The following is a 21,099-nucleotide window of genomic DNA, read 5'->3' as shown; positions in this document are numbered from 1 at the left end:
ATGGTGACCGTCGCGACCCGGATCAAGGTGATCGCGTTCCTGATCATCGGCACGTTCGCCGTGGGGTACATCGGGCTGCACTACGCCAACCTCGGCCGGCTGGTCGGGCTGCGCGGGTACTACGTACTGAAGGTCGACCTCCCGCAGGCGGGCGGCCTGGCCACCAACGCCGACGTGACCTACCGGGGCACCTCGATCGGGCGGGTCGGGCCGCTGCACATCACCGGCGACGGCGTCGTGGCCGACCTGCACATCAAGTACGGGTCGCCGAAGATCCCCGCGTCCAGCCAGGCCGTGGTCGCCAACCGGTCCGCGGTCGGCGAGCAGTTCCTGGACCTGCGGCCGGCCCGCGACGGCGGCCCCTACCTGGCCGAGAACGCCACCATCGCGCGGTCGGCGACCACCATCCCGGCGCCGGTGACCGACATGCTGACCAGCGTCGACGCGCTGGCGGCGTCGGTGCCGCTGGACTCGCTGCGCACCCTGGTGGACGAGTTCGGCACCGCGTTCGCCGGGCAGGGCCCCGACCTGCAGGTGCTGCTGGACAGCAGCCGCAGCTTCACCCGCCTCGCCAACGAGCACATCGAGCCGACCACCACCCTGCTGCAGGACGGGCAGACGGTGCTGCGCACGCAGAACGAGGAGGCCGACGCGCTGAAGGCGTTCGGCCGCAACGCCCGGCTGCTGTCGGGCCAGCTGCGCACCTCCGACCCCGACCTGCGCCGCCTGGTCGCGGCCGGGCCGGGCGCGTCGGCGCAGATCGCCGGGCTGCTGCGCGACCTGGACCCCAGCCTCAGCGTGCTGCTGGCCAACCTGACCACGACGTCGGACGTGCTGGCGACGCGGACGGGCGGCCTGGAGGAGCTGCTGGCCAAGGTGCCCGCGGCCGTGTCCGCCGCGACCTCGATGATCCAGAACGGCCGGCTGCAGTTCGGGATGGTCAACACCTTCTTCAACCCGCTGCCGTGCACCACCGGCTACGGCGGCACGCCCTACCGCAACGGCACCGACACCTCGCCCGGCGGGGTGCTGAACACCGCGGCGAGGTGCGCGCTGCCCGCCTCCAGCGGCGTCAACGTGCGCGGCGCGGCGAACGCGCCGAAGGGCGGCACGCTGCGGCCGCCGGCGCGGCCCGGCTCGGTGAACGCCCAGGGGAACGGCGTCCTGCCGGGCGCGCTCGGCCTGCCGGGCCTGCCGCCGGTCGCCACCGACCTGCTCGGGCTGAAGGGCGGCGCGCGGTGAGGCGGGCGGCATGGGCCCTGGTGCTGGTCGCGGCCGTGTTCGCCGGCTGGTCGGCGTGGACGTTCTGGCAGTCCGGCGACGCCGGCGCGGCGGCCGCGCCGGGCCGGGACCGCGACCAGGTCCTCAAGGCCGGCAAGGCGCAGATCGCGGCGCTCAACAGCATGGACCCCGGCCACATGGAGACCGGGCTGCAGGCCTGGCTGAACGCCTCGACCGGCGAGCTGAACGAGCAGCTGCGGCGCGACCTGCCGACCAGCCGCAAGAAGATCCAGCAGGCGCGGACCGGTGCGGCCGGGACCGTGCTGGACGCGGCCGTCACCGTCCTGGACGCCAAGGCCGGCGACGCCCGCATCATCGCCTCGGTGCAGATCAGGCTGACCCCGCCGGCCGGCGATCCGATGCTGCAGCGCAAGCGCTACGAGGCGGGCCTCACCCGCACCCCGGACGGGTGGCGGCTGAAGTCCCTCTCCCTGATCCCCTCGGGAGGCCGCGCATGACGCTCACCGACGAGGCCGTCACCACCCGGTCCCACCGGGCCCGGCGCCCTTCCTGGCCCGTCCTGCCGCTGGTGCTCGCGCTCGTCCTCGCCCTCGCCGGCGCGGGCCTGCTGGTCGCGGCCGGCGGGCCCGGCGGCGGCGAGAAGGCCCCGGCGAACCGGGCGCTGGTCGACACCGAGGCGACCACCAAGGTCGCCGGGGACGTCGGCACCGCGCTCAGCCGCATCTTCTCCTACACCCCCGACGACATCGCCGGGACCGAGCGCGCGGCCAACGAGGTGCTCACCGGCGCCGCCGCCAAGCAGTACCGGCAGCTGTTCGACGGGGTGCGGCAGCAGGCGCCCGCGCAGCGGGTGACGCTCACCAGCCGCGTGGTGCGGACCGGCGTCACCTCGCTGACCGGCGGCACCGCCCGCCTCCTGGTCTTCCTCGACCAGACCTCCACCCGCAAGGGCAAGAAGGCCACCACCGCCGCCGCGCAGCTCACGGTGACGGCCGCGCGGCGGGGCGGGCGCTGGCTCATCACCGACATCAAGTCCAGCTAGAAAGGCGGTCGCCGTGGGCGACACCAAGGTGGACGACGCCGAGAAGGTCGACCTCGAGAAGAAGCCCGCGAAGCCCGAGAAGGCGGAGCAGGCCGAGAAGCCCGCGGCGAAGAAGCCGGAGCCGGCGAAGAAGGCGCAGCGCCGGCCCGAGCCCGAGCCGCCGAAACGCGACCTCCTGCGGACCACCGCGCTCGCGGTGACGGGCGTGGCGGCGGCCTGCGCCGCCTGGTTCGGGTGGGGCTGGTACGCGGCGGCGCACGACGACTCGCTGCGCTACTCCAAGGTGCGCGAGCAGGTCCTGCAGAGCGCCGAGCAGGGCGTGCAGAACCTCAGCACGCTCGACCACCGCAACGTCGCCGCCGGGCTGAAGACCTGGCAGGACTCCTCGACCGGGGACCTGCACGACCAGCTCGTCCAGGGCGCGGCGGCGTTCGAGGCCGACGTGCGCAAGGCGCAGACGGTGACCAGCGCGAAGGTGCTGGAGGGCGCCGTCACCGAGCTGGACGAGCGGGGCGGCCGCGCCTCGGTGATCGTGGCCGTGCAGATCACGGTGACGCCGCCGCAGGGCGCGCCGAGCAGCAAGCAGAGCCGGCTGGTGGCGCGGCTGGCGCGGACGCCCGCCGGGTGGAAGGTCAGCGCGCTCGGCCAGGCGCCGATAGGAGGAGGATCGTGATCGCGGCGAACCGGATGGTGGCCGGGCTGGGCGCGGCGACGGTGCTGCTCGGCGGCTTCGCCTTCTACGCCCAGCGGCAGGAGGCCGACCTGCGCGGCGGCGCGACGGTGCGGAACGTGGCGCTGACCGACAACGCCCGCACCAGCGAGGTGAAGGGCGCGGTCACCGAGGCGGTCAACGCCGCGTTCTCCTACAGCTACACCGACCCGGCCAAGTCGCAGAACGCGGCCAAGGCGGCGTTCACCGGCAAGGCCGTGCAGCAGTACGACGCGCTGTTCGCCAAGGTCCGCCAGGAGGGGCCGGCGCAGAAGCTGGTGCTGACCACGGCCGTCACCGAGAGCGCCGTCCAGTCGCTGCGCGGCGACCGGGCGCGGCTGCTGGTCTTCGCCGACCAGCGCAACACCAGCGCCTCCGACGGCAAGAGCGCCTCCTCGGCGGCGATGCTCGCCGTGGACGCGCAGCGCCGCGCCGGCCACTGGCGGATCACCGCACTGGACACCTTCAGCGGCTGACCGCCCGGGTCAATCCCAGGCGGCGTCCTCGGGCTCGGCGACCCAGCCGGCGGTGAGGGCGAGGCCGCTGCGGCGGTCCAGCGTCAGGAAGCCGAACGGCCGGTCGACGGTGAACTCGACGTGGGTGACCCGGTAGGGCGGCGGCGGTGACCAGCCGCCGGCTCCGCCCGCCGCGACCCCCACCAAGGTGATGACGGCGGCCTCGAAGCCGCGCGCCTGGAAGGTCGCGACGACGTCCTGCGCGGCCTGCTGGACGGCCAGCGGCGAGGAGCTGATCCCGGGGAAGTGGCCGCGGGACATGTCCGACACGGTGGCCAGCCCGAACAGCTCCGGCGTTTCCATCAGGTCGTGCTCGGAGCGGATGCTGAAGCGCGGCACGCAGACACGCAGCCTGTCCTCGGGTTTGTAGCTGCGCACGCGCTCGACCAGGACGCCCGGCGCCCCGTCGTGGACGGCGCGGATCGGGTGCCGCCCGGCCAGCGCGTCGATGCCGGTGGTGAGGACGTCGCCCGCCCGCGTCTCGGGCGTGCCGAGCAGGACGTACACGTCGATGCCGCCGGTGCCCATGACGCGCAGCAGCGTCAGCGGCCCGTGCGGGGTCTCGGCGACCCGCACCCGCTCGGTGATCCGGGTGTCGCGGACCAGGGCGGCGAAGTCGCGTCCGCTCCACGGCCCGCTACAGGCGCTGTCATTGGTGTCGTGGAACGGCCGGTGCCACTCGGTGCGGATCGTCAGGGCGCCGGCGAGGACGAGCCGGGTGTCCTCGTCCACCTCGACGGGCATCCGGCGGATCAGCCCGCCGGTCTGCTCGGCGGCCCAGGCGTCCAGCGGCGCGCGGTCGCCGGTGAGCTCGCCGTGCGTGCCGCGCGGCAGGGACGCGAGCCAGACCGGTTCCAGGGGCAGGTCCCGGTGCGTCCACAGGCCGAGCGCCGCTCGGACGGCCGAGGAGCCCCGCAGGACCGCCTGCGTCGAGCGGGCCGCCTCGGCGGCCTCGCGGGCGTCCACACCGGCGGCCTTCTCCAGCTCGGCGCGGCCGGGGCCGTCCGCGCCCGCGGCCAGCAGGGCCAGCAGCGGCCACACGCCCGCGCCGGACAGGGCGAACGAGGCGCTGTCGTCGCAGGCGGCGGCCCATCGGGCGGTCAGGTCGTTGGCGAGCATTGCGCGATCTTGGCAGCGGGCGCCGGGCGCGTCCACCGGTTTAGGGGCTGACGGCGGCGATCAGGGCCTCGGTCGCCAGCTCCGCGGAGACCTCCAGGCGGGCCGCGAGGCGGGCGATCTGGCGGGGGACCTCGGCCGGCGGTGCGGTGGCGAGTACGGCTGCCGCTGCGCGCAGGGCGGCCAGGCGCTGCTCGTTGCCGGGGCCGGGGTCGCCGGCGGTGTCGTCCACGACCAGGTCCAGCAGGCGGGACGGCGCACGCAGCGCCCGGCGCACCGCCGGCCGGCCGCCGGCGTGCAGGACGTCGGCGGGGTCGTGGCCGCCGGGGAACACGACCGCGTCCACCGGCCCCGGGACGGCCGCCAGGGTCCGCCAGGCGCGGACCGCGCCGGACCGGCCGGCGGTGTCGCCGTCGAGCGCGACCAGCAGCCCGGTCCGGGGCAGGTCGGCGGCGCGGGCGAGGGCGGCCAGCTGCGCCGGGGTGAGCGAGACGCCGCAGGTCGCGACGGCGGCGTGGTCGCGCGCGGCGGCCAGGTTGATCGCGATGGCGTCCAGCGGCCCCTCCACCAGCACCGGCCGCGCGCCCTGCGCGAGCCGCGGGGCGGCCTCGGGCAGCCCGTAGAGCAGTTCGCCCTTGCGGAACAGGGAGGTGTTCGGGCCGTTCAGGTATTTCGGGCCGGGGCCGTCGTCGCGGCGGCGGCCGATGAAACCGGCGATCATCCCGTCGGGGGCGCGCAGCGCGAACATGGCGCGGTCGCGGAAGGTGTCCAGACCGGACGGCCGGGCCAGGCCCGCCTCGATGACCGCCGCGTCGGTGTGGCCGAGGCCGCGCAGGTGGTCCAGTAGCGCGCGCGGGCCGGGCGGGGCGTAGCCGATCTGCCAGAGCCGCTGCACGCTCCGCCCGAAGCCGCGTTCGGCCAGGTAGCCGGGCACCCAGTCGTCGCGCAGCCGGGCGCGGAAGAAGCGGTGCGCCGCCGACATCAGGTCGCCGGACGGGTCGGTGACGCGCGCGTGCAGGATCCGGGCGAGGCGCAGCACGCGGTCGCCGAGCCGGGCGTCGGCCCAGGTCGCGGGGGAGGGGAACGCGGGCGGCGGCGGGGCCTGGCCGAGCCGGGCCAGCACCACGAACGCGACCGACCGGGCCACCAGGTGGCCGCCCGCCAGCTCGTGGGCGAGCCGGTGCGCGAGGGCGGCGGCGTCGTCGTCGGCGCGGACGGGCAGGCCGCGCCGGGCCGCCTCGGCGGCGAGCCGCTCCCACGCCTGCCGCGCGGTGAGCCCGGTGTCCGGGAGAGGCAGCCCGGTGGTCTGCGCCACGTCGAAGACGGCGCGCGCCCCGCCCGAGCGGGTCAGGACGCGGATGCCGGTCTCGCCCTTGCGGACCTGCCGGCCGGCGGCCTGCCACTCCTCGTAGGACCGCACGTCGGTCGCGGCCCGCCACTGCGCGGCGATCAGCAGCGTGCCGGTGAAGCCGTACCGGCCGTGCCGGGCGGCGTGCTCCAGCCACCACGTCCAGGGCAGCGTGCCGTCGCGCAGCCGGGCGGCCTGGTGGTCCGCCAGGTCGCGCAGCACGACGACGTCCTCGGGCATGCCGGCCTCCGCACCGGTCGGCGGGGAAGCCGAGGGAGTCATACCCGTTTTCGCCTAGAGGTAGAGCCCGAGGAGCTCTTCCGGCCGGTCCAGGACCGGCGGCAGGTCGGCGGGGCGCAGCGTGACCAGCTCGTCGCGGGACGGCGGCGCGGTGCGGCCCTCCGCCGCGATCCGCTCGGACTGCCGGGCGACGGCCAGGTCCAGCAGGTTGCGCATGAGCCGCCCGTTGCCGAACGTCGGGCCGCGCGGGACGCGCCGCAGCATCGCCCGCAGCATCCCCTCCAGGCCCGGTGCGAGCGTGAACCCGTCGTCCGCGGCGAGCTGGGCGAACACCGCGACCAGCTCGTCGTCGCTGTAGTCGGCGAAGTGCAGCTGCTTGGGGAACCGCGAGTCCAGGCCGGGGTTGGCGGCCAGGAACTCGGCCATCTCCCGCTCGTACCCGGCGACGATCACCACCAGGTCGTCGCGGTGGTCCTCCATCAGCTTGACCAGCTCGGCGATCGCCTCGAACCCGTAGTCGCCCTTGTAGGACGACTGGCTGAGCGTGTACGCCTCGTCGACGAACAGCACGCCGCCGATCGCCCGCTCGACCAGGCGGCGGGTGCGCGGCGCGGTCTGCCCGACGTACTCGCCGACCATGTGCGCGCGCGACGCCTCGACCAGGTGCCCCGACGACAGCACGCCGAGCCGCTTGTAGATGCGGCCGAGCAGCCGCGCCACCATCGTCTTGCCGGTGCCGGGGTTGCCGGTGAAGACCAGGTGCCGGGTCGGCACGGTGACCTTCAGCCCGGCCTCGGCGCGCAGCCGCGCGGCCTGCGTGCCCGCGACCAGCAGCGCGATCTCCTCCTTGACGTTCGCCAGGCCGGTGAGGCCGGCCAGCTCGGTCATCGGGTCGCCGTCGGCCTGGCCGACGTCCAGCACGGCGGGGATGTCCTGCTTGCGGACGACGGGTTCGGCGCCGTCCAGCGCGCGCGCTCGCGCGGCCTGCACGACGATGTCCGCCAGGTGCGGGGCGAGGCGCGCGTTGCGCAGCGTCTGCACGGGCGGGGTCGCCGCCAGCAGCTCGCCCGCCGCCACCGCCGCATGGGAGGTGGTGCGCGCTCCGCGCGCGCGCACCGCGCGGCGGAACAGCTCGGCGTGCCCCGACGCGGTGAACGGCCGGGTCCGCACGACGCGGAACCGCTGCGGCAGCACCGGGTTGACGGCGCGGATGCGGTCGTCGCCGCCGGTGTCGCAGAGCGCCACCAGGTGCAGGTCGGAGTGGACGGCGAGCAGCCGGTGCAGCTCGTCGGCGAGGGCCTCGCCGTTGCCGGGGTCGGCGACGATCCCGTCCAGCCCCTCGATGATCAGCAGCCGGTCGCCGGCGCAGTCGCGCACGTCGGCGTGCAGCTTGGCGACGGCGTCGGGCAGCCGCTGCCCGACGAACAGGTTGCCGGTCACCCAGAGCGGGTCGCGGCCGAGCGACAGCGCCTTGGCCAGGTCCTGCGCGGCGTCGCGCTTGCCGGTGCCGTCGGGGCCGGTCAGCAGCAGCCGGACCGGGCCGTCGCCGCGGCTCAGCTCGGTGAGGGCCGCGACGACCTCGGGCTGGCCGACCAGCGCGGTCTCCACCGCCGGGCCCGCCGCGGGCGCGGCGACCGTCTCGCCCGGCTCGTGCCGCAGCGTCGTCGCCAGCGGGTTGACCACCTTGCGGCGCGGCCCGTACATGCGGCGCAGGTCGGTCTGGAACTGGCCGACCGGGATCCACTCCGAGCGCGGGAACCACGGGTCGCCGGGCAGGCCCTGCACGGTCGCGACGAACCGCATCGCCATGTCCAGCCAGGCGCGGCAGCCGTCGGCGGCGCCGGCGACCAGGGCGCGCAGCAGCCACGCCTGCGTCCGCTCCTGCCACGGGCCGGGCTTGAAGCCGCGCTTGTCGACGGGGAAGCGCTGCTGCACCTCGCGGTAGCGGTCCTCGCCGAGCGCGACCGCCAGCTCCGCCGGGACGTGCTCCATGCTGCCCTGCAGCAGCAGCCGCACCAGGTGGGTCTCCAGCGTCTCCTCGACGGGCGCGACGGCGTTCAGGTGCTCGAACGCGGCGATCAGCCCGCCGCACACCCACTCCAGGTAGCCGACCGGGCCGAGCAGCTCGGGGACGGCGGCCAGCACCTTCTCGTCGGCGTGGGCGTTCCACCGCTCGCGCAGCTCGGCCTTCGGCACGTTCATGTCGCCGGGCGGCGGGTCGTCGTAGAGGCGGATCAGCGCGCGGCGGCGCTCGTCCAGCGGCTCGATGCCCTCCAGCACGCCCAGGCAGTCGCGGGCCAGGGAGATCGCCAGCTCCCGGTCGGGGGCCTCGACCAGCCAGTCGACGGGGGGCCGCCACCGGCCGCCGGGCGCGTCCCAGCGCGTCATCCGCGAGCTCAGCTGCGACTGGTTCACCAGGTGCCGGCGCAGCAGCCGCTCGGGCAGCTGCGACCAGGAGCCGCCCTTGATCGCGCCGCCGCCGGGCAGGAACGCCAGCATGCCGAACAGCTCGGCCAGCACCAGCGAGGCGGGCAGCGTCAGCAGCTTGTGCTCGTCGGTGGTCAGCTCGGCGCAGCGCGGATCGGCCGCCAGGGCGTCGATCCGGCCGGAGATCTCCTCGAACAGGCCGTCCGGGACGCGCCACGGCCCGTACGCGTAGACGTCGAGGACCGGCTCGTCGGTGAGCAGTAGCTCCAGATGCTCCGGCAGCCGCAAAGCATTCTCCCCAAGAGTGAACAAAGCTTGGGTAACAGACTATGTACTCTCAGGACCTGCCTTACGTGTCATCCGTTGCGAACCGGCCGAACTCGGTTGTCCAGCACGACGGTTCCGGCCATCTCGCCGGGCAAGGCCTGCCGGAGCGGCCCGGCCGCCCGGTATCGGTTCCGTCACCGGGAGCGCAGCCGGTCGTTCAGCGTGGGGCGCAGCCGCTTCAGGCAGGTGACGGGCAGGTAGGCGCCGTCGTCCTTGGACTTCAGGTACCGGTTCGACCCGGCCGGGCACTCCTTCCGGGTGCGGACCCGCGCGGTGATCCTGGCCACGGCCTCCTTGGACGCGCAGGGCCGCTTGCCGATGCCGTTGATCGCGTAGGTCGGGTCGGCGATGCAGTCGCCGGGGGCGAGGACCTTGCCGCCCGGGCCGTAGCAGAGGACCGGGCGGGCCGGCGCGCCGCCGCCGAACGACTGCAGCCGGGCGATCTCCAGCGTCTTGCGGGCCGGGCACGCGGCGACGGTGTCGACGCGCGCGATGACCTTGCCGTACCAGCCGTCGTCGCCGCACGCCTTCTCGCCGGCCAGCATGAAGTCGGCGACGCAGTCGCCGGCGTCGAGCAGGCCGCCGCCCGCGCCGGGGTCGCCGGGGTGCGGGGCGGCGGTGTTGCGGATGCACACCTCCCAGTACCGCTCGTCCTTGCCGGTGCCGGTCACGCGGGCGAGGCCGTCGGTCCCGGGCGGGCAGTCCGGTGCGGACCGGGCGCCGTACGCCGGGAAGGCCGTCCGCTTGCCGCTGCTCAGCACCTTCGTCACGGCCGCCTTGCCGGACGCGCACGCCACCCGCTGCGCCGCGAAGATCTTGTCGGCCGGGCCGGGGCCGGACCGGACGTCCACGCAGTTCCCGACGGTGACCGGCCCGGACGGGCCCTGGTCCTGCCGGGAGACCACGTAGAGCGCGCCGATGAGGACCGCGATCACCGCGGCGCAGGCGGCGACGACCAGGCCGGCCCGGCGGGGGCGCGCGGCGGGGGCGGGGGCCTGCGGAAACGGGTCGTCCAGGGGAGCGTTCATCGCAGATGATCATAAGGCGGGGTCCCGCGGACCCGGACGGAGCGATCATGACGGACGCCGTGGCGCGGCTCGCCGAACGGCGCCTGACGGCCGTCAGCGGCGCAGCGCCTCGATCGCCAGCCGGGCCGCCGTGCCGATGGCGGCGTCGGCCTGCGGCAGGACGGCGACCGGCAGCAGCGACCGGGTGAACACCGCCACCGCGTAGCGGCCCCCGTCGGGGTACTCCACCACGCCCGCCTCGTTGCGGATCGTCGCCATCGTCCCGGTCTTGCCGCTCACCACGATGTCGTCGTAGGGGAACCCCGACGACAACCGGTGCGGCCACACCTGCAGCCCGAGCATCCGGCGCATCTGCGCGCACTCGGCGGGCGGCGCGGCCTCGTCGCGCCAGATCATGGCGAGCAGCGCGGCCGTCTCGCGGGGCGTGCCGCGGGTGGTGCGGGCCGGGTCCAGCGCGCTGAGGCGCTGCATCAGGCCCGGCTCGTCCAGCCGGGCCATCAGCTCGCCGAGGCTGTCGACGGCGCCCTCGGCCAGCAGCGAGTCCTGCATGTCGCGGATGCCGCCGGCCAGGTGGGTGCGGGTCAGGCCGAGCAGGCGCAGGGTGGCGTTGACGGTGCCGCGGCCGACGCGCTGGTACAGCACGTCGGCGGCGGCGTTGTCGCTCACCGTGATCATCAGGGCGGCCAGGTCGCGCAGCGACATCCGCACGTCGTCCAGCAGGATCGCGGTGCCGGTCGGGCCGGGCGCGCGGTCGGCGGCGCGCAGCACGACCTGCTCGGCCGGGTCCAGGCCGCCGGCCGCGGCCTCGCGGAAGAACGCGACCAGCAGCGCCACCTTGAACACCGAGGCGAGCACCACCGGCTCGTCGGAGCCGACGCCGAGCTCGCGGCCGGTGTCGATGTCGGCGGCGTGCAGGTGGCCGGTGACGCCGGCGGCGCGGAACACCTCCTCGATCCCGGTCATGCCAGGAACCCCGAGGCCGGGCGGGTGACGACGCGGCGCGGCGCCGGTTCCAGCGGGGACATCGGGGCCTCGCGGCGCAGCACGCCGGTCGCGGCGGCGGTGAAGGCGGCGACGGCCTCGGCGTCGGCGCCGGGCCCGTCGCGCCAGGCGCACGAGGTCCGCCACACGACCGGGTCGCCGGCGAGCGGCCGCCAGGTGACGCCGGGCGCGTCCGGCGGGCGGGGCACGAGCGCGACGGCGGTGCCGGCCAGCACCAGGCCGAGCGCGAACTGCGGGTGCCGGGCCTCGTGCACCGCGGGCGGGTCGTAGCCGTGCCGGCGGCAGGCGACCAGCAGCTCGTCGTAGGCGCCGGGCGCCTCCTCGCGCGGGAACACCACCAGGTCGCGGCCGCGCAGGTCGGCCAGGTGCACCTCGGCGCCCGCGGTGCCGGCGGGCAGCAGCGCGCCGACGCGCTGGCCGAGCAGCGGGCCGAGGGCGAGGCCGCGGGTGTCGCAGGGGTGCCGGACGACGCCGACGTCCAGGGCGCCCTCGGCGAGGGCCCGCACCTGCGCGGCGGTGGAGATCTCGCGCAGGTCCAGGCGCAGGTCGGGGCGGCGCTCGCGGAACGCGGCGATCAGCGCGGCGACGACGCCGCCGCCGAGGTCGGCGGGCAGCCCGGCGCGCAGCGCGCCGCGCTCGCCGAAGCGGGACCGGTCCGCGACCGTGTACATGCGCTCCACCCGGGTGAGGATGTCACGTGCCTCGTCCAGGAGCAGCCGCCCGGCGCCGGTCAGCCGGACGTGGCGGCTGGTCCGCTCGAACAGCCGCACGCCGAGCTCCTTCTCCAGGCGCTGGATGCGCTGGCTGAGCGGGGGCTGGGCCATCCCGAGCCGTTCCGCGGCGCGGCCGAAGTGCAGTTCCTCGGCGACCGCCACAAAGCAGTTCAGATGCCCCACCAGGTTCATGAGCAGCGATCATATCGATTCAAATATCGATCCGTGACCGATATGAATCTTGGACTTTTCGCTGGTCGGCTGGTGTGCTGTCGGACGTTGCCCACGGGGGAGGGGATCCGATGCGACGGACCATAGTGATCATCGGTGCGCTGGTCGCGGTGCTGGCGGGGGCCGGGGTGGTGTGGTTCCTGCGGGCGGGCGACGGCCCGCGCGGCACCGCCGAGCGCTATCTGGCCGCGTGGGGGCGCGGCGACCACGCCGCGATGCGCGCGATGACGGTGGGCGCGCCCGCCGACTTCGAGGCCCGGCTGAGCCGGATGCGCGACGAGCTCGGCGTCGTCCGGCAGGAGTACAGGCTCGCGTCGTTCCGCGACGAGGGCGGTGCCTACGAGGCGCACCTGACGCTGGCGGGGGACCGGCCCTGGTCCTACCTCGGCACGTTCTCGTTCACCAAGGCCGGCGGCGGCTGGAAGGCCGTCTGGAAGCCCGACCTGCTCTACCCGGGCCTGAAGGAGGGGCAGCGGGTGCGGGCGTCGCGGTCCTGGCCGGACCGGGCCTGGGTCGTCGCCGCCGACGGCGGCGCCCTCGACGGGCCGGGCTCGGCCGGCCAGCTCGCCGGCAGCGTCGGGCCCGCTTCCGAGGAGGCCGCCAAGAAGCTCGGCGCCCCCTACCGCAAGGGCGACCTGATCGGCGTCGACGGCCTCCAGGGCCAGTACGAGCGGCGCATCGCGGGCACCCCCGCGCTCGCCGTGCAGATCGTCGGCGCGGACGACGGCGTGGTGAAGACCCTGCAGCGCTTCGGCGGCAAGGCCGGGCAGCAGGTGCGCACCACGATCGACCCGAAGGCGCAGAAGGCCGCCGGGCAGGCGCTCGCGGGCGTGGACAAGCCCGCGTCGCTGGTGGCGCTGCGCTCGTCCACCGGCGAGGTCCTCGCCGTCGCCAACAAGCCCGGCGGCTACAACCGCGCGCTGATGGGCCGCTACCCGCCCGGCTCCACCTTCAAGATCGTCACGGCGGCGGCGCTGGTCGCCGGCGGCATGGACGCCGCCACCCCGGTCGGCTGCCCGGCCACCACCAACGTCGGCGGCCGCACCTTCAAGAACCACCAGAACGAGGACTTCGGCACGATCCCGCTGCGCGAGGCGTTCGCGCACTCGTGCAACACCACCTTCGCCCGCCTGGCCGTCGACAGGCTCGGCGAGAAGCGGCTCGCGCAGGTCGCCGGACAGTTCGGGTTCAACGCGCCGATCATCGGCGGGCTGCCCGCCGTGCGCGCCGCGTTCCCGCAGGCCAAGGACGCCACCGCGCTCGCCGCCGCCTCGTTCGGGCAGGGCGAGGTGCTGACCAGCCCGCTCAACATGGCGAGCGTCGCCGCGGCCGCCGACTCGGGCACCTGGCACTCACCGCGCATCGTCGACACCGCGCTCGCCCCGCAGGCCGCCGACGCGGGCGGGCGCAAGCCCGAACCGCCGCGGCCGCTGGAACCGGCCGTCAAGCGGGCCCTGCACGTCCTGATGCCCGCCGTGGTCAGCGAGGGCACCGCGCGCGGCGTCGCCTTCCCGCCCGGCACGGCGGGCAAGACCGGCACCGCCGAGTTCGGCTCCGGCGCCGAACCGCCCACCCACGCCTGGTTCGTCGGCTACCGGGGCGACCTGGCCTTCGCGGTGATCGTGGAGGGCGGCGGCACCGGCGCCGAGGCCGCCGCGCCCCTGGCCGCCGCCTTCCTCAAGGCGGTCGATTAGAGCCAGTTGCGCTTTTTGAAGGCGACGTAGAGGCCGACGCTGCACAGGGCGATGATCGTGGTGCTCACCAGGAAGCCCCAGTGCGTGTCGTGGCCGGGATAGGGCACGTTCTGGCCGTAGAAGCCGGTCACCGCGGTCGGCACCGCGATCACCGCCGCCCAGCTGGTGACCTTCTTCATCACCTCGTTGAGCTGGTTGCCCTGCATCGCGATCCGGCTGTCCATCACGTTGGTGATCAGCTCGCGCAGGCTGTCGGTCCACTCCGACGCCCGCAGCGTGTGGTCGTAGACGTCCTGGTAGTAGGGGATCAGCGCCTGCGGGACGAACCCCATGTCGCGGCGGAGCAGGGTGTTGAGGACCTCGCGCATCGGCAGCGTGATCCGGCGCAGCCGCGCCAGGTCCTTGCGGAACCGGAAGCTGCGCTGCTGGACCCCGCGCAGCGAGGCGTTCTCGTCGAACAGCAGCCCCTCCAGCTCGTCGGCCTCGTCGTCGAACGCCTGGGCCGCGTCGAGCTGGCGGTCCACCACCAGGTCCAGCAGCCCGTAGAGCAGGACGGCCACGGTGTTGCCGGCCAGCTCCGGGCGGTCCAGCTCGGGCCCGTCGTCCCAGCGCTCGATCAGCGCGTCGATGCCGAGGGCGCGGTCCTGGCGGATCGTCACCACGGCCCGCTCGGTGACGAACGCCGAGATCTCGTGCAGGGACAGCGCGCCGTCGTCCACGTGCGGCACGTACAGGTTGAGGAAGAAGTAGTCGTGGTAGCGGTCCAGCTTGGCCCGCTCGCGCGGCGACACCGCGTCCTCCACGGCGACCGGGTCCAGGTTCAGCTCGCCGGCGAGGACGCGCAGCTCGTGCTCGGCGGGCGCGCACACGTCCACCCACACGACCTCGCCCCGCCGCAGGTGCTCGCTGAGCTCGACGACCGGGAAGCCCTCGGCGACCACCTTGCCGTCCTGCCAGGCGCGGGTGCGCGGCGGCTCGGCGCCGATGCGGTTGTCCGGATGCGCGGCGGGGTCGGTCTGCGAAGGGTGCGGCATGCGCTCCCTTATACCCCGCCCCCGCAGGTCATGCCGGGGGTTCGGCGGTGGAACCGCGCACCACCAGCTCGCCGGGCAGCGACCGCGGCACGGGGCGGCGCCCCTCCAGCAGCTCCAGCAGCGCCGCCATGCCGTGCGCGCCGAGGTCGGCGGCGGGCAGCCGGACCGTGGTGAGCTCGGGCTCCAGCGCCGTCGCCAGCTGTAGGTCGTCGAACCCGGTCACCGACAGCCCGCCCGGCACCGGCAGGCCGCGCGCCCGCGCCGCCTTGTAGGCGCCCGCCGCCATCAGGTCGTCGTCGCAGACCAGCGCGGTCGGCCGCAGCGGGCCGTCCAGCAGGCGCAGCGCCGCGTCCTTGGCCGCGCCGACGTCCAGCGCGGCCTCCTGCCGCCCGTAGGCGCCGCCGGGCAGCGCCCGCACGGCCGCCGCGAGCGCCTCGCCGCGCTCGCGGAACGTCCACTGGCCGATGGCCGCCGCCACGTGCCCGATCCGGCGGTGGCCGAGCGCGCCGAGGTGCGCCGCGACCGCCCGCATCCCGTCGGCGACGGCGAAGTCCACGGTCGGGACGGGCCCGGCGGGGTCGCTGTCGAGCATCACCACCGGCGTCCCCTGGAAGGGCGCCAGCACCTGCACCGGCATCGAGGACGCCAGGATCCCGTCGATCGCCTCGCCCGGCGCGGCGAACGGGCTGTCGGCCGGGCCGGCGTTCTCGGGCCAGGGGTAGACCACGATCCCGAAGCCGTGCTCGGCGGCGACCCGCGCCGCCCCGGCGTAGACGGCCCCGAAGAACGGCGCGGTCAGCGTCGGCACCATGAGCAGCACGGTGCGGGTGGTGCCGAGGCGCAGGTTGCGCGCGGCCTGGTTCGGCCGGTAGCCGAGCCGCCCGGCCGCCTCCTGGACGGCGGCGGCGGTGCCGGGCGAGATCCGGCCGGCCCATTTCCCGCCGAGCACCAGGGACACCGTCGACTGCGAGACCCCGGCCTCCTGCGCCACGTCCCTGCTGGTGGGCCGGTTCGCAGCGGGCACGGGCCCCTCCTCCCGACGACTGTGACGCAGTCGAGGGTAGCGCCGGGGGCACTTCGGTGGTTATGTGGGATGCGTCTAGTAATACGTATGACTAAATGATGTCCGACAAACGATGACGGGGACCGCATGCGGACGTACGTCGACTTCCTCCGGGTCCGGCATGCCGCCCGGCTGCTCGGGGGCACCCTGCTCGGGCGGCTGCCGAACGGCATGGCGATGCTGGCGATCGTGCTGCACGTGCGCGCCGAGGGCGGCGGCTACCCGCTCGCGGGCACCCTCGCCGCCGTCAACGGGCTGGCCATGGCGGTCGGGCAGCCGGTGCTCGGCCGCGCCATGGACCGGTTCGGGCAGCCGCGCGTGCTGCTGCCCGCCGCCGTCGCCTCGGCCGCCGGGTACGCGCTGCTCGCGGCGGCCGGGGCGGACCCGCCGGCGGTCGCGGCCGCCGCCGTCGTGCTCGCCGGGTTCGCCACCCCGCCGCTGGAGGCCGGCCTGCGCGCCCTGTGGACGTCGGTGCTGCCCGGCCCCGAGGAGGTGCACGCCGCCTACGCGCTGGACGCCGCCGCGCAGGAGATCCTGTTCACCGCCGGCCCGCTGCTGGTGGTCGGCGCCGCCGCGTTCTCCACCGAGGCCGCGCTGCTGCTCACCGGCGCCCTCGGCATCGCCGGGACCCTCGTCGTCGCCTGCTCGGGCCCCTCGCGCTCCTGGCGCGGCGAGGTCCGCGCCGCCGACTGGGCGGGCCCGCTGCGCTCGCCGGGGCTGCGCGTCCTGCTGCTGTCGCTGGCCTTCGCCGGCATCGCGCTCGGCGTGTACGCGGTCGCGGTGGTCGCCTACGCCGAGCGCGCGCACAGCGGGTCGGCCTCGGGGGTGCTGCTGGCGTCCATGTCCGCGGGCGCGCTGGCCGGCGGCCTGGTCTACGGCGCCCGGTCCTGGCCGGGCGAGCCGCACCGGCGGCTGCCGTGGCTGATGGCGGCGCTGGCCGTCTGCTACCTGCCGCTGGTCTGGGCGCCCGCCGGGCCGGTGATGATGGGGCTGGCGTTCCTCAGCGGCGTCTGGCTGGCGCCGGTGCTGGCCTGCTGCTTCTCGCTGGTCGACCGGCTCGCGCCCGCCGGGACGGTCACCGAGGCGTTCGCCTGGGTCGTCGCGGCGGTCGGGGCGGGCAGCTCGCTCGGCTCGTTCGTCTCGGGCTTCGGGCAGGAGCTGGCCGGGGTGCCGGGCGCGTTCGCCGGGGCGGGCGCGGGCGGCGTGCTCGCCCTGCTGGTCTGCCTGCTCGGCGCCCGCCTGCTGCGGCCCTCGCCCGCGGTGCCGCAGGTGCCCGCTACAGTGGACGCGTGAACGGGCGGGGGGTATCGCGGAGCGCCGTGCTGGCGCTGCTCGCCGGCCTGTTCCTGATGCACGGGCTCACGGCCTCGCCGTCGCCGGTGCACGTCACCGAGCCCGTCCTGATGGCCGCGCACGAGACGATGGACCACACCGCCGGCGCCGCCGTCACCGCGTCCCCGGGCGGCATGGCCGGGCACACGGCGGGCTGCGCCGCCGGGACGATCTGCTTCGCGCTGCTGGCGATGGCGCTGGCCTTCGCCGTCGCGCTCGGCCGCCCGGCCACGCCGCCGCCGCTGCGGACGGGCCCGTCCTGGGGACGGGTGCGGCGGCGCGGCCCGCCGCGCGCCCGCCCGCCGACCTGCTACTCCCTCTGCGTCCTGCGGCTGTGAGCCGCCGGGTTCATCCCGGCATGTCCTCACAACCCGACAGGAGACAGACACGTGAAGAAGCAGATGCTGGTGATCGGCGCGGCGGCCCTCATCGGGGCGGCGGCCTGCGGCGGCGACGACAAGAGCAGCGCCGGCGGGCACGCGGGCGGCCACTCGACGGCCCCGTCGTCCGCGGCCCCGGCCTCGCCCGGCGCGGCGCGGCGGAACGACCAGGACGTCATGTTCGCCCAGATGATGATCCCGCACCACCGGCAGGCGGTGCAGATGTCCAAGACCGTCCTCGCCAAGGGCGCCGACCCGCGGGTGAAGGCGCTGGCCGCGCGGATCGAGAAGGCCCAGGCGCCCGAGATCGGGAAGATGAGCGGGTGGCTGCGCGCCTGGGGCGCGTCCGTCCCGCCCGAGGGCGGCGACCCCATGGCCGGCATGCACCACGGCGGCGGCGGGATGCCCGGCATGATGACCGAGGCGCAGCTGAAGGAGTTCGCCGGGCTGAGCGGCGCCGCCCTCGACAAGCGGTTCCTGACCATGATGATCGAGCACCACGAGGGCGCGGTCACCATGGCCGAGGAGGAGCAGGCCAAGGGCGCCGACCCGGCCGCCAAGGCCCTCGCCGCCGAGATCGTCAAGGCCCAGGAAGACGAGATCACCCAGATGCGGGCCCTGCTGAAGAAGTAGCCCGGGCAAGGGGGCGGGCCGCGGGCCCGCCCCCTTGGCTCAGATCCAGCTCTTGAGCCAGATGCGGGTGTGCCAGTCGTCGTAGGTGAGGGTCTGGGCCGTCAGGATCGGGTAGAAGAAGGCGAAGTTGGCCACCACGAGCAGGACGACCGCGCCCGCCACCGCGGCGCCCACGACGCGGCGCTTGCCCGCCTTGGCCGGCACGGGCTCCCCGGTCTCGGGATCCACGCCCGGCCGCGGCGCCGGGCCGACGATGTAGCCGAGCACCAGCACGATCGCCAGCGCCATGAACGGGATCAGCGGGGTGGCGTAGAACAGGAACATCGTCCGGTCCTCGAACGCCGAGGGGAACCAGGTCAGCCAGCCCGCGCCGAAGCCGAGCAGGATCGCGCCCGCGCGCCAGTCGCGCAGCATCAGCCACAGCACCGTGACGGCGGCGAAGGCGACGATCGCGCCCCACCACAGGGCGGGGGTGCCGATGCCGAGGATCTCCTTGGAGCAGCGCGCGGCGCCGCAGGCGCCCTTGGCGTCGCTGTAGAAGAACGCGACCGGCCGGCGCAGGAACGGCCAGTCCCACGGCCACGACTGGTAGGGGTGCTTGGAGTGCAGCCCGGTGTGGAAGTCCATGATCTGCCGGTGGTACTTCCACAGGTCCGGCATGGCCTCGAACGGGCGGGCCAGCACGTTGCCGGCGACCTTGCCGCGGCCCCAGCCGCCCGGATTGAAGATCCAGCCCCACCAGGTGGCGAGGTAGGTGATCAGGGAGACGACGACGAGCTGCACGAACGCCGGCCCGGCCTCCAGCAGCAGCGTCCCGGCGGCGGGCCGCCGCACCCCCGCGGCGCGGCGCGCCCCGTAGTCCCACAGCACGACCATGAGCCCGAAGGCGGCGATGTAGAAGACGCCGGTCCACTTGGTCGCGGCGGCCATGCCGAGGCACAGGCCCGCGGCGATCCGCCAGCCGTGCAGGACGAACGGCCCGTAGGGGGACGAGGCGCCCTGGTCGATCTTGTCGCCGAGCCGTCGCCGCGACCGGTCGCGGTCGGCGACCAGGCAGGCGAACCCGGCCAGCACCCAGAACATCACGAAGACGTCCAGGATCGCGGTGCGGCTGGTCACGAAGGCCAGGCCGTCCACCGCGAGCAGCAGCCCGGCGGCGCAGCCGAACAGGGTCGAGCCGGTCATCCGGCGCGCCGTCCGGCACAGGATCAGCACCGCCAGGGTGCCGAGGAGCGCGGGCATGAACCGCCAGCCGAACGGCGTCGTGCCGAAGAGCTGCTCGCCGATCGCGATCATCCACTTGCCGGCGGGCGGGTGCACGACGAACGACGGCGCCGGGTCGGGCGCCCAGATGGGGGCGTGCGAGCCGGAGTTGATGATCTTGTCGGCGTCCTTGACCGTGTCGTGCTCCCAGCCGTACTTCAGCAGCCCGAGCGCGTCTTTGACGTAGTAGGTCTCGTCGAAGACGATCGACTTGGGGTCGCCCAGCCGGTAGAAGCGCAGGACCGCGGCGAGCGCGGTCACCAGTAGCGGCCCGAGCCAGCCGTAGAGGGCGCGGCCCGGGACGGGCGGGGCGAGGCGGTCGCGCAGCGGGCGCGCCGGCGGTCCCTCCCCGTCCGCCGCCTCTGCCGGGACGTAATCGGTCGTCGCCATTCCGCCATCGTAGGGGCGTATCCGTCATCGGCCAGGACCAGTGGCCCGAGAGGGCCCGGTTCGCGCAACAATTGAGCAGTGACGGGGACGACAGAGGTGCGCGAGTCCGGGACGACGGGGACGCTGCTGCTCGGCGCGGCGCCGATCGGGCGGCCGGAGGACGCCTCGCCGCGGCTGCGCGCCGCGCTCGCGGCGGCACCGGTGATCGCGGCCGAGGACACCCGGCGGCTGCGCCGGCTCACCGCCGACCTCGGCGTGGAGACGTCGGGGCGGGTGGTGTCCTACTTCGACCAGAACGAATGCGCGCGCGCCGAGGAGCTGCTGGCGGACCTGCTGGCGGGCCGCGACGTGCTGGTGGTCACCGACGCGGGCCTGCCGGGGGTGTCCGACCCCGGCTACCGGCTGGTCGTCGCGGCGGTCGCGGCGGGCGTGCCGGTGAGCGTGCTGCCCGGCCCGTCGGCGGTGACGACGGCGCTGGTGGCGTCGGGGCTGCCGACCGACCGGTTCTGCTTCGAGGGCTTCCCGCCGCGCAAGCCGGGGGAGCGGGCGCGGCGGCTGGCCGCCCTGGCCGCCGAGCCCCGCACGATGGTGTTCTTCGAGGCGCCGCACCGGCTGGCGGCGACGCTGGCGGCGATGGGCGAGGCGTTCGGCGCGGACCGTCCCGCCGCGGTCTGCCGCGAGCTGACCAAGACCTACGAGGAGATCCGGCGCGGGCCGCTCGGCGAGCTGGCCGCGTGGGCGGAGCAGGGCGTGCGCGGCGAGATCACGCTGGTGGTGGGCGGCGCGCCCGAGCCCGCGGGGCTGACCGAGCCCGCCGACCTCGCCGCCGCCGTCGCCGGCCGCGAGGAGGCGGGCGTGCCGCGCAAGGAGGCGATCAGCGAGATCGCCAAGGAGAACGGGGTACCCAAGCGCGTGGTCTACGACGCCGTCGTGGCCGCCAGGAAGTAGTCACCTCCGGGCCGGAACGTTCCAGCCAAACTTTTGGGGGAATATCCCCTCAGACGCCACACCCGGGTCCACTATGGGAAACGAAGGCGATTCGGCGTCACCCGAGGGGGTGGGGATCGTGCGGGACGCATGGTCGAGCCATGAGGTCTGGGTCTACGAGTGCCTGCACTGCGACACGACCTGGGACGAGGAGTTCGACGTCAGGCACGCCAGTGACGGCCACGGGGGCGAAGGGGTGGTCTACGAGCACGAGGGCCACCGCTGCATGGCCCCCTGGTGCGACCACACCTGCCCCACCTGCGGCGGGCAGAACGTCAAGTCCTACGCCGCGCCGTGGCGCAAGCGGGTGAGCGCGCAGCGGGCCGCCGCCGACAGCGGGCTGGACGTGGTGTTCCGGCTCCGCCGGCTGCACGCCTGGTAGC

At 75.2% G+C, this 21,099-nt stretch carries 20 protein-coding genes; 11 read left to right on the top strand and 9 right to left on the bottom strand.

Annotated features, from left to right (window positions below; genetic code table 11):
- From ACRB68_RS10470 to ACRB68_RS10450, 5 genes are read left to right on the top strand one after another with little or no spacing between them, the layout of a single operon-like run.
- Positions 1-1,242: an MCE family protein gene (locus ACRB68_RS10470; protein ID WP_153531882.1), complete on the top strand. Its 1,242-nt coding sequence runs from the start codon at positions 1-3 to the stop codon at positions 1,240-1,242.
- Complete coding sequence (locus tag ACRB68_RS10465) at positions 1,239-1,739, top strand: hypothetical protein (protein ID WP_153531881.1); 501 nt, start codon at positions 1,239-1,241, stop codon at positions 1,737-1,739. The genes ACRB68_RS10470 and ACRB68_RS10465 overlap by 4 nt, the downstream gene beginning before the upstream one ends.
- Positions 1,736-2,284 (top strand): hypothetical protein, encoded by a 549-nt coding sequence (locus tag ACRB68_RS10460; RefSeq protein WP_235958823.1) that lies wholly within the window; start codon positions 1,736-1,738, stop codon positions 2,282-2,284. The genes ACRB68_RS10465 and ACRB68_RS10460 overlap by 4 nt, the downstream gene beginning before the upstream one ends.
- 13 nt (positions 2,285-2,297) lie before the next feature.
- Positions 2,298-2,957, top strand: a complete 660-nt coding sequence (locus ACRB68_RS10455; RefSeq protein WP_235958821.1) for a hypothetical protein — start codon at positions 2,298-2,300, stop codon at positions 2,955-2,957.
- A complete protein-coding gene (locus ACRB68_RS10450) occupies positions 2,954-3,469 on the top strand; it encodes a hypothetical protein (RefSeq protein WP_153531880.1) in 516 nt (171 codons plus the stop codon). The genes ACRB68_RS10455 and ACRB68_RS10450 overlap by 4 nt, the downstream gene beginning before the upstream one ends.
- A gap of 9 nt (positions 3,470-3,478) precedes the next feature.
- Here ACRB68_RS10450 and ACRB68_RS10445 read toward each other — a convergent pair whose 3' ends face one another.
- The 6 genes from ACRB68_RS10445 to ACRB68_RS10420 all read right to left on the bottom strand — a co-directional run bounded on the left by ACRB68_RS10445 (position 3,479) and on the right by ACRB68_RS10420 (position 11,901).
- On the bottom strand, positions 3,479-4,627 hold the full coding sequence (locus tag ACRB68_RS10445; protein ID WP_153531879.1) for a serpin family protein: 1,149 nt from the start codon (positions 4,625-4,627) through the stop codon (positions 3,479-3,481).
- Between the two features lie 40 nt (positions 4,628-4,667).
- Positions 4,668-6,212 carry a toprim domain-containing protein gene (locus ACRB68_RS10440; RefSeq protein WP_153531878.1) on the bottom strand — a complete coding sequence of 515 codons (1,545 nt, stop codon included), beginning with the start codon at positions 6,210-6,212 and terminating at the stop codon, positions 4,668-4,670.
- A gap of 54 nt (positions 6,213-6,266) precedes the next feature.
- On the bottom strand, positions 6,267-8,927 hold the full coding sequence (locus tag ACRB68_RS10435; RefSeq protein ID WP_153531877.1) for an AAA family ATPase: 2,661 nt from the start codon (positions 8,925-8,927) through the stop codon (positions 6,267-6,269).
- A 173-nt stretch (positions 8,928-9,100) separates the two neighbouring features.
- A complete protein-coding gene (locus tag ACRB68_RS10430) occupies positions 9,101-9,994 on the bottom strand; it encodes a hypothetical protein (RefSeq protein ID WP_153531876.1) in 894 nt (297 codons plus the stop codon).
- A gap of 93 nt (positions 9,995-10,087) precedes the next feature.
- A complete protein-coding gene (locus ACRB68_RS10425) occupies positions 10,088-10,957 on the bottom strand; it encodes a serine hydrolase (RefSeq protein WP_153531875.1) in 870 nt (289 codons plus the stop codon).
- Entirely contained in the window at positions 10,954-11,901 is a 948-nt protein-coding gene (locus ACRB68_RS10420; RefSeq protein ID WP_153531874.1) for a LysR family transcriptional regulator, read from the bottom strand. The genes ACRB68_RS10425 and ACRB68_RS10420 overlap by 4 nt, the downstream gene beginning before the upstream one ends.
- A 110-nt stretch (positions 11,902-12,011) precedes the next feature.
- Here ACRB68_RS10420 and ACRB68_RS10415 point away from each other — a divergent pair, with 110 nt between their 5' ends.
- Entirely contained in the window at positions 12,012-13,634 is a 1,623-nt protein-coding gene (locus ACRB68_RS10415; RefSeq protein ID WP_153531873.1) for a penicillin-binding transpeptidase domain-containing protein, read from the top strand.
- Here ACRB68_RS10415 and ACRB68_RS10410 read toward each other — a convergent pair.
- A complete protein-coding gene (locus tag ACRB68_RS10410) occupies positions 13,631-14,668 on the bottom strand; it encodes a magnesium transporter CorA family protein (protein ID WP_153531872.1) in 1,038 nt (345 codons plus the stop codon). The two genes, ACRB68_RS10415 and ACRB68_RS10410, sit on opposite strands and share 4 nt — an antisense overlap.
- A 28-nt stretch (positions 14,669-14,696) precedes the next feature.
- Positions 14,697-15,692: a LacI family DNA-binding transcriptional regulator gene (locus ACRB68_RS10405; protein WP_328594006.1), complete on the bottom strand. Its 996-nt coding sequence runs from the start codon at positions 15,690-15,692 to the stop codon at positions 14,697-14,699.
- Positions 15,693-15,818: 126 nt separating this feature from the next.
- On the opposite strand from ACRB68_RS10405, the gene ACRB68_RS41985 reads away from it, so the two are divergent.
- Genes ACRB68_RS41985 through ACRB68_RS10390 form a run of 3 tightly spaced genes read left to right on the top strand, consistent with a single transcriptional unit; the run spans position 15,819 to position 18,076 of the window.
- The gene (locus tag ACRB68_RS41985; RefSeq protein ID WP_153531870.1) at positions 15,819-17,024 is read left to right on the top strand and encodes an MFS transporter; all 1,206 of its coding nucleotides are present in this window, start codon (positions 15,819-15,821) and stop codon (positions 17,022-17,024) included.
- A complete protein-coding gene (locus ACRB68_RS10395) occupies positions 17,021-17,401 on the top strand; it encodes a DUF6153 family protein (RefSeq protein WP_153531869.1) in 381 nt (126 codons plus the stop codon). The genes ACRB68_RS41985 and ACRB68_RS10395 overlap by 4 nt, the downstream gene beginning before the upstream one ends.
- A 51-nt stretch (positions 17,402-17,452) precedes the next feature.
- Positions 17,453-18,076, top strand: coding sequence for a DUF305 domain-containing protein (locus tag ACRB68_RS10390; RefSeq protein ID WP_207709623.1), 624 nt, complete (start codon positions 17,453-17,455; stop codon positions 18,074-18,076).
- 39 nt (positions 18,077-18,115) lie between these two features.
- On the opposite strand, the gene ACRB68_RS10385 is transcribed toward ACRB68_RS10390, so the two are convergent.
- Entirely contained in the window at positions 18,116-19,729 is a 1,614-nt protein-coding gene (locus tag ACRB68_RS10385; RefSeq protein ID WP_153531868.1) for a dolichyl-phosphate-mannose--protein mannosyltransferase, read from the bottom strand.
- A 78-nt stretch (positions 19,730-19,807) separates the two neighbouring features.
- Here ACRB68_RS10385 and rsmI point away from each other — a divergent pair, with 78 nt between their 5' ends.
- Both rsmI and ACRB68_RS10375 read left to right on the top strand, forming a co-directional pair.
- Positions 19,808-20,677, top strand: coding sequence for a 16S rRNA (cytidine(1402)-2'-O)-methyltransferase (gene rsmI / locus ACRB68_RS10380; RefSeq protein WP_328594005.1), 870 nt, complete (start codon positions 19,808-19,810; stop codon positions 20,675-20,677).
- Positions 20,678-20,795: 118 nt separating this feature from the next.
- Positions 20,796-21,098: a hypothetical protein gene (locus ACRB68_RS10375; protein WP_153531867.1), complete on the top strand. Its 303-nt coding sequence runs from the start codon at positions 20,796-20,798 to the stop codon at positions 21,096-21,098.
- Position 21,099: the final 1 nt, after the last annotated feature.

Origin of the sequence: Actinomadura macrotermitis, from assembly GCF_009604375.1 — a bacterium.
In the GTDB taxonomy this organism is placed as follows: domain Bacteria; phylum Actinomycetota; class Actinomycetes; order Streptosporangiales; family Streptosporangiaceae; genus Spirillospora; species Spirillospora macrotermitis.
Note: the sequence above shows the minus strand (reverse complement) of the source record. Positions and strands in the feature narration are given on the sequence as shown.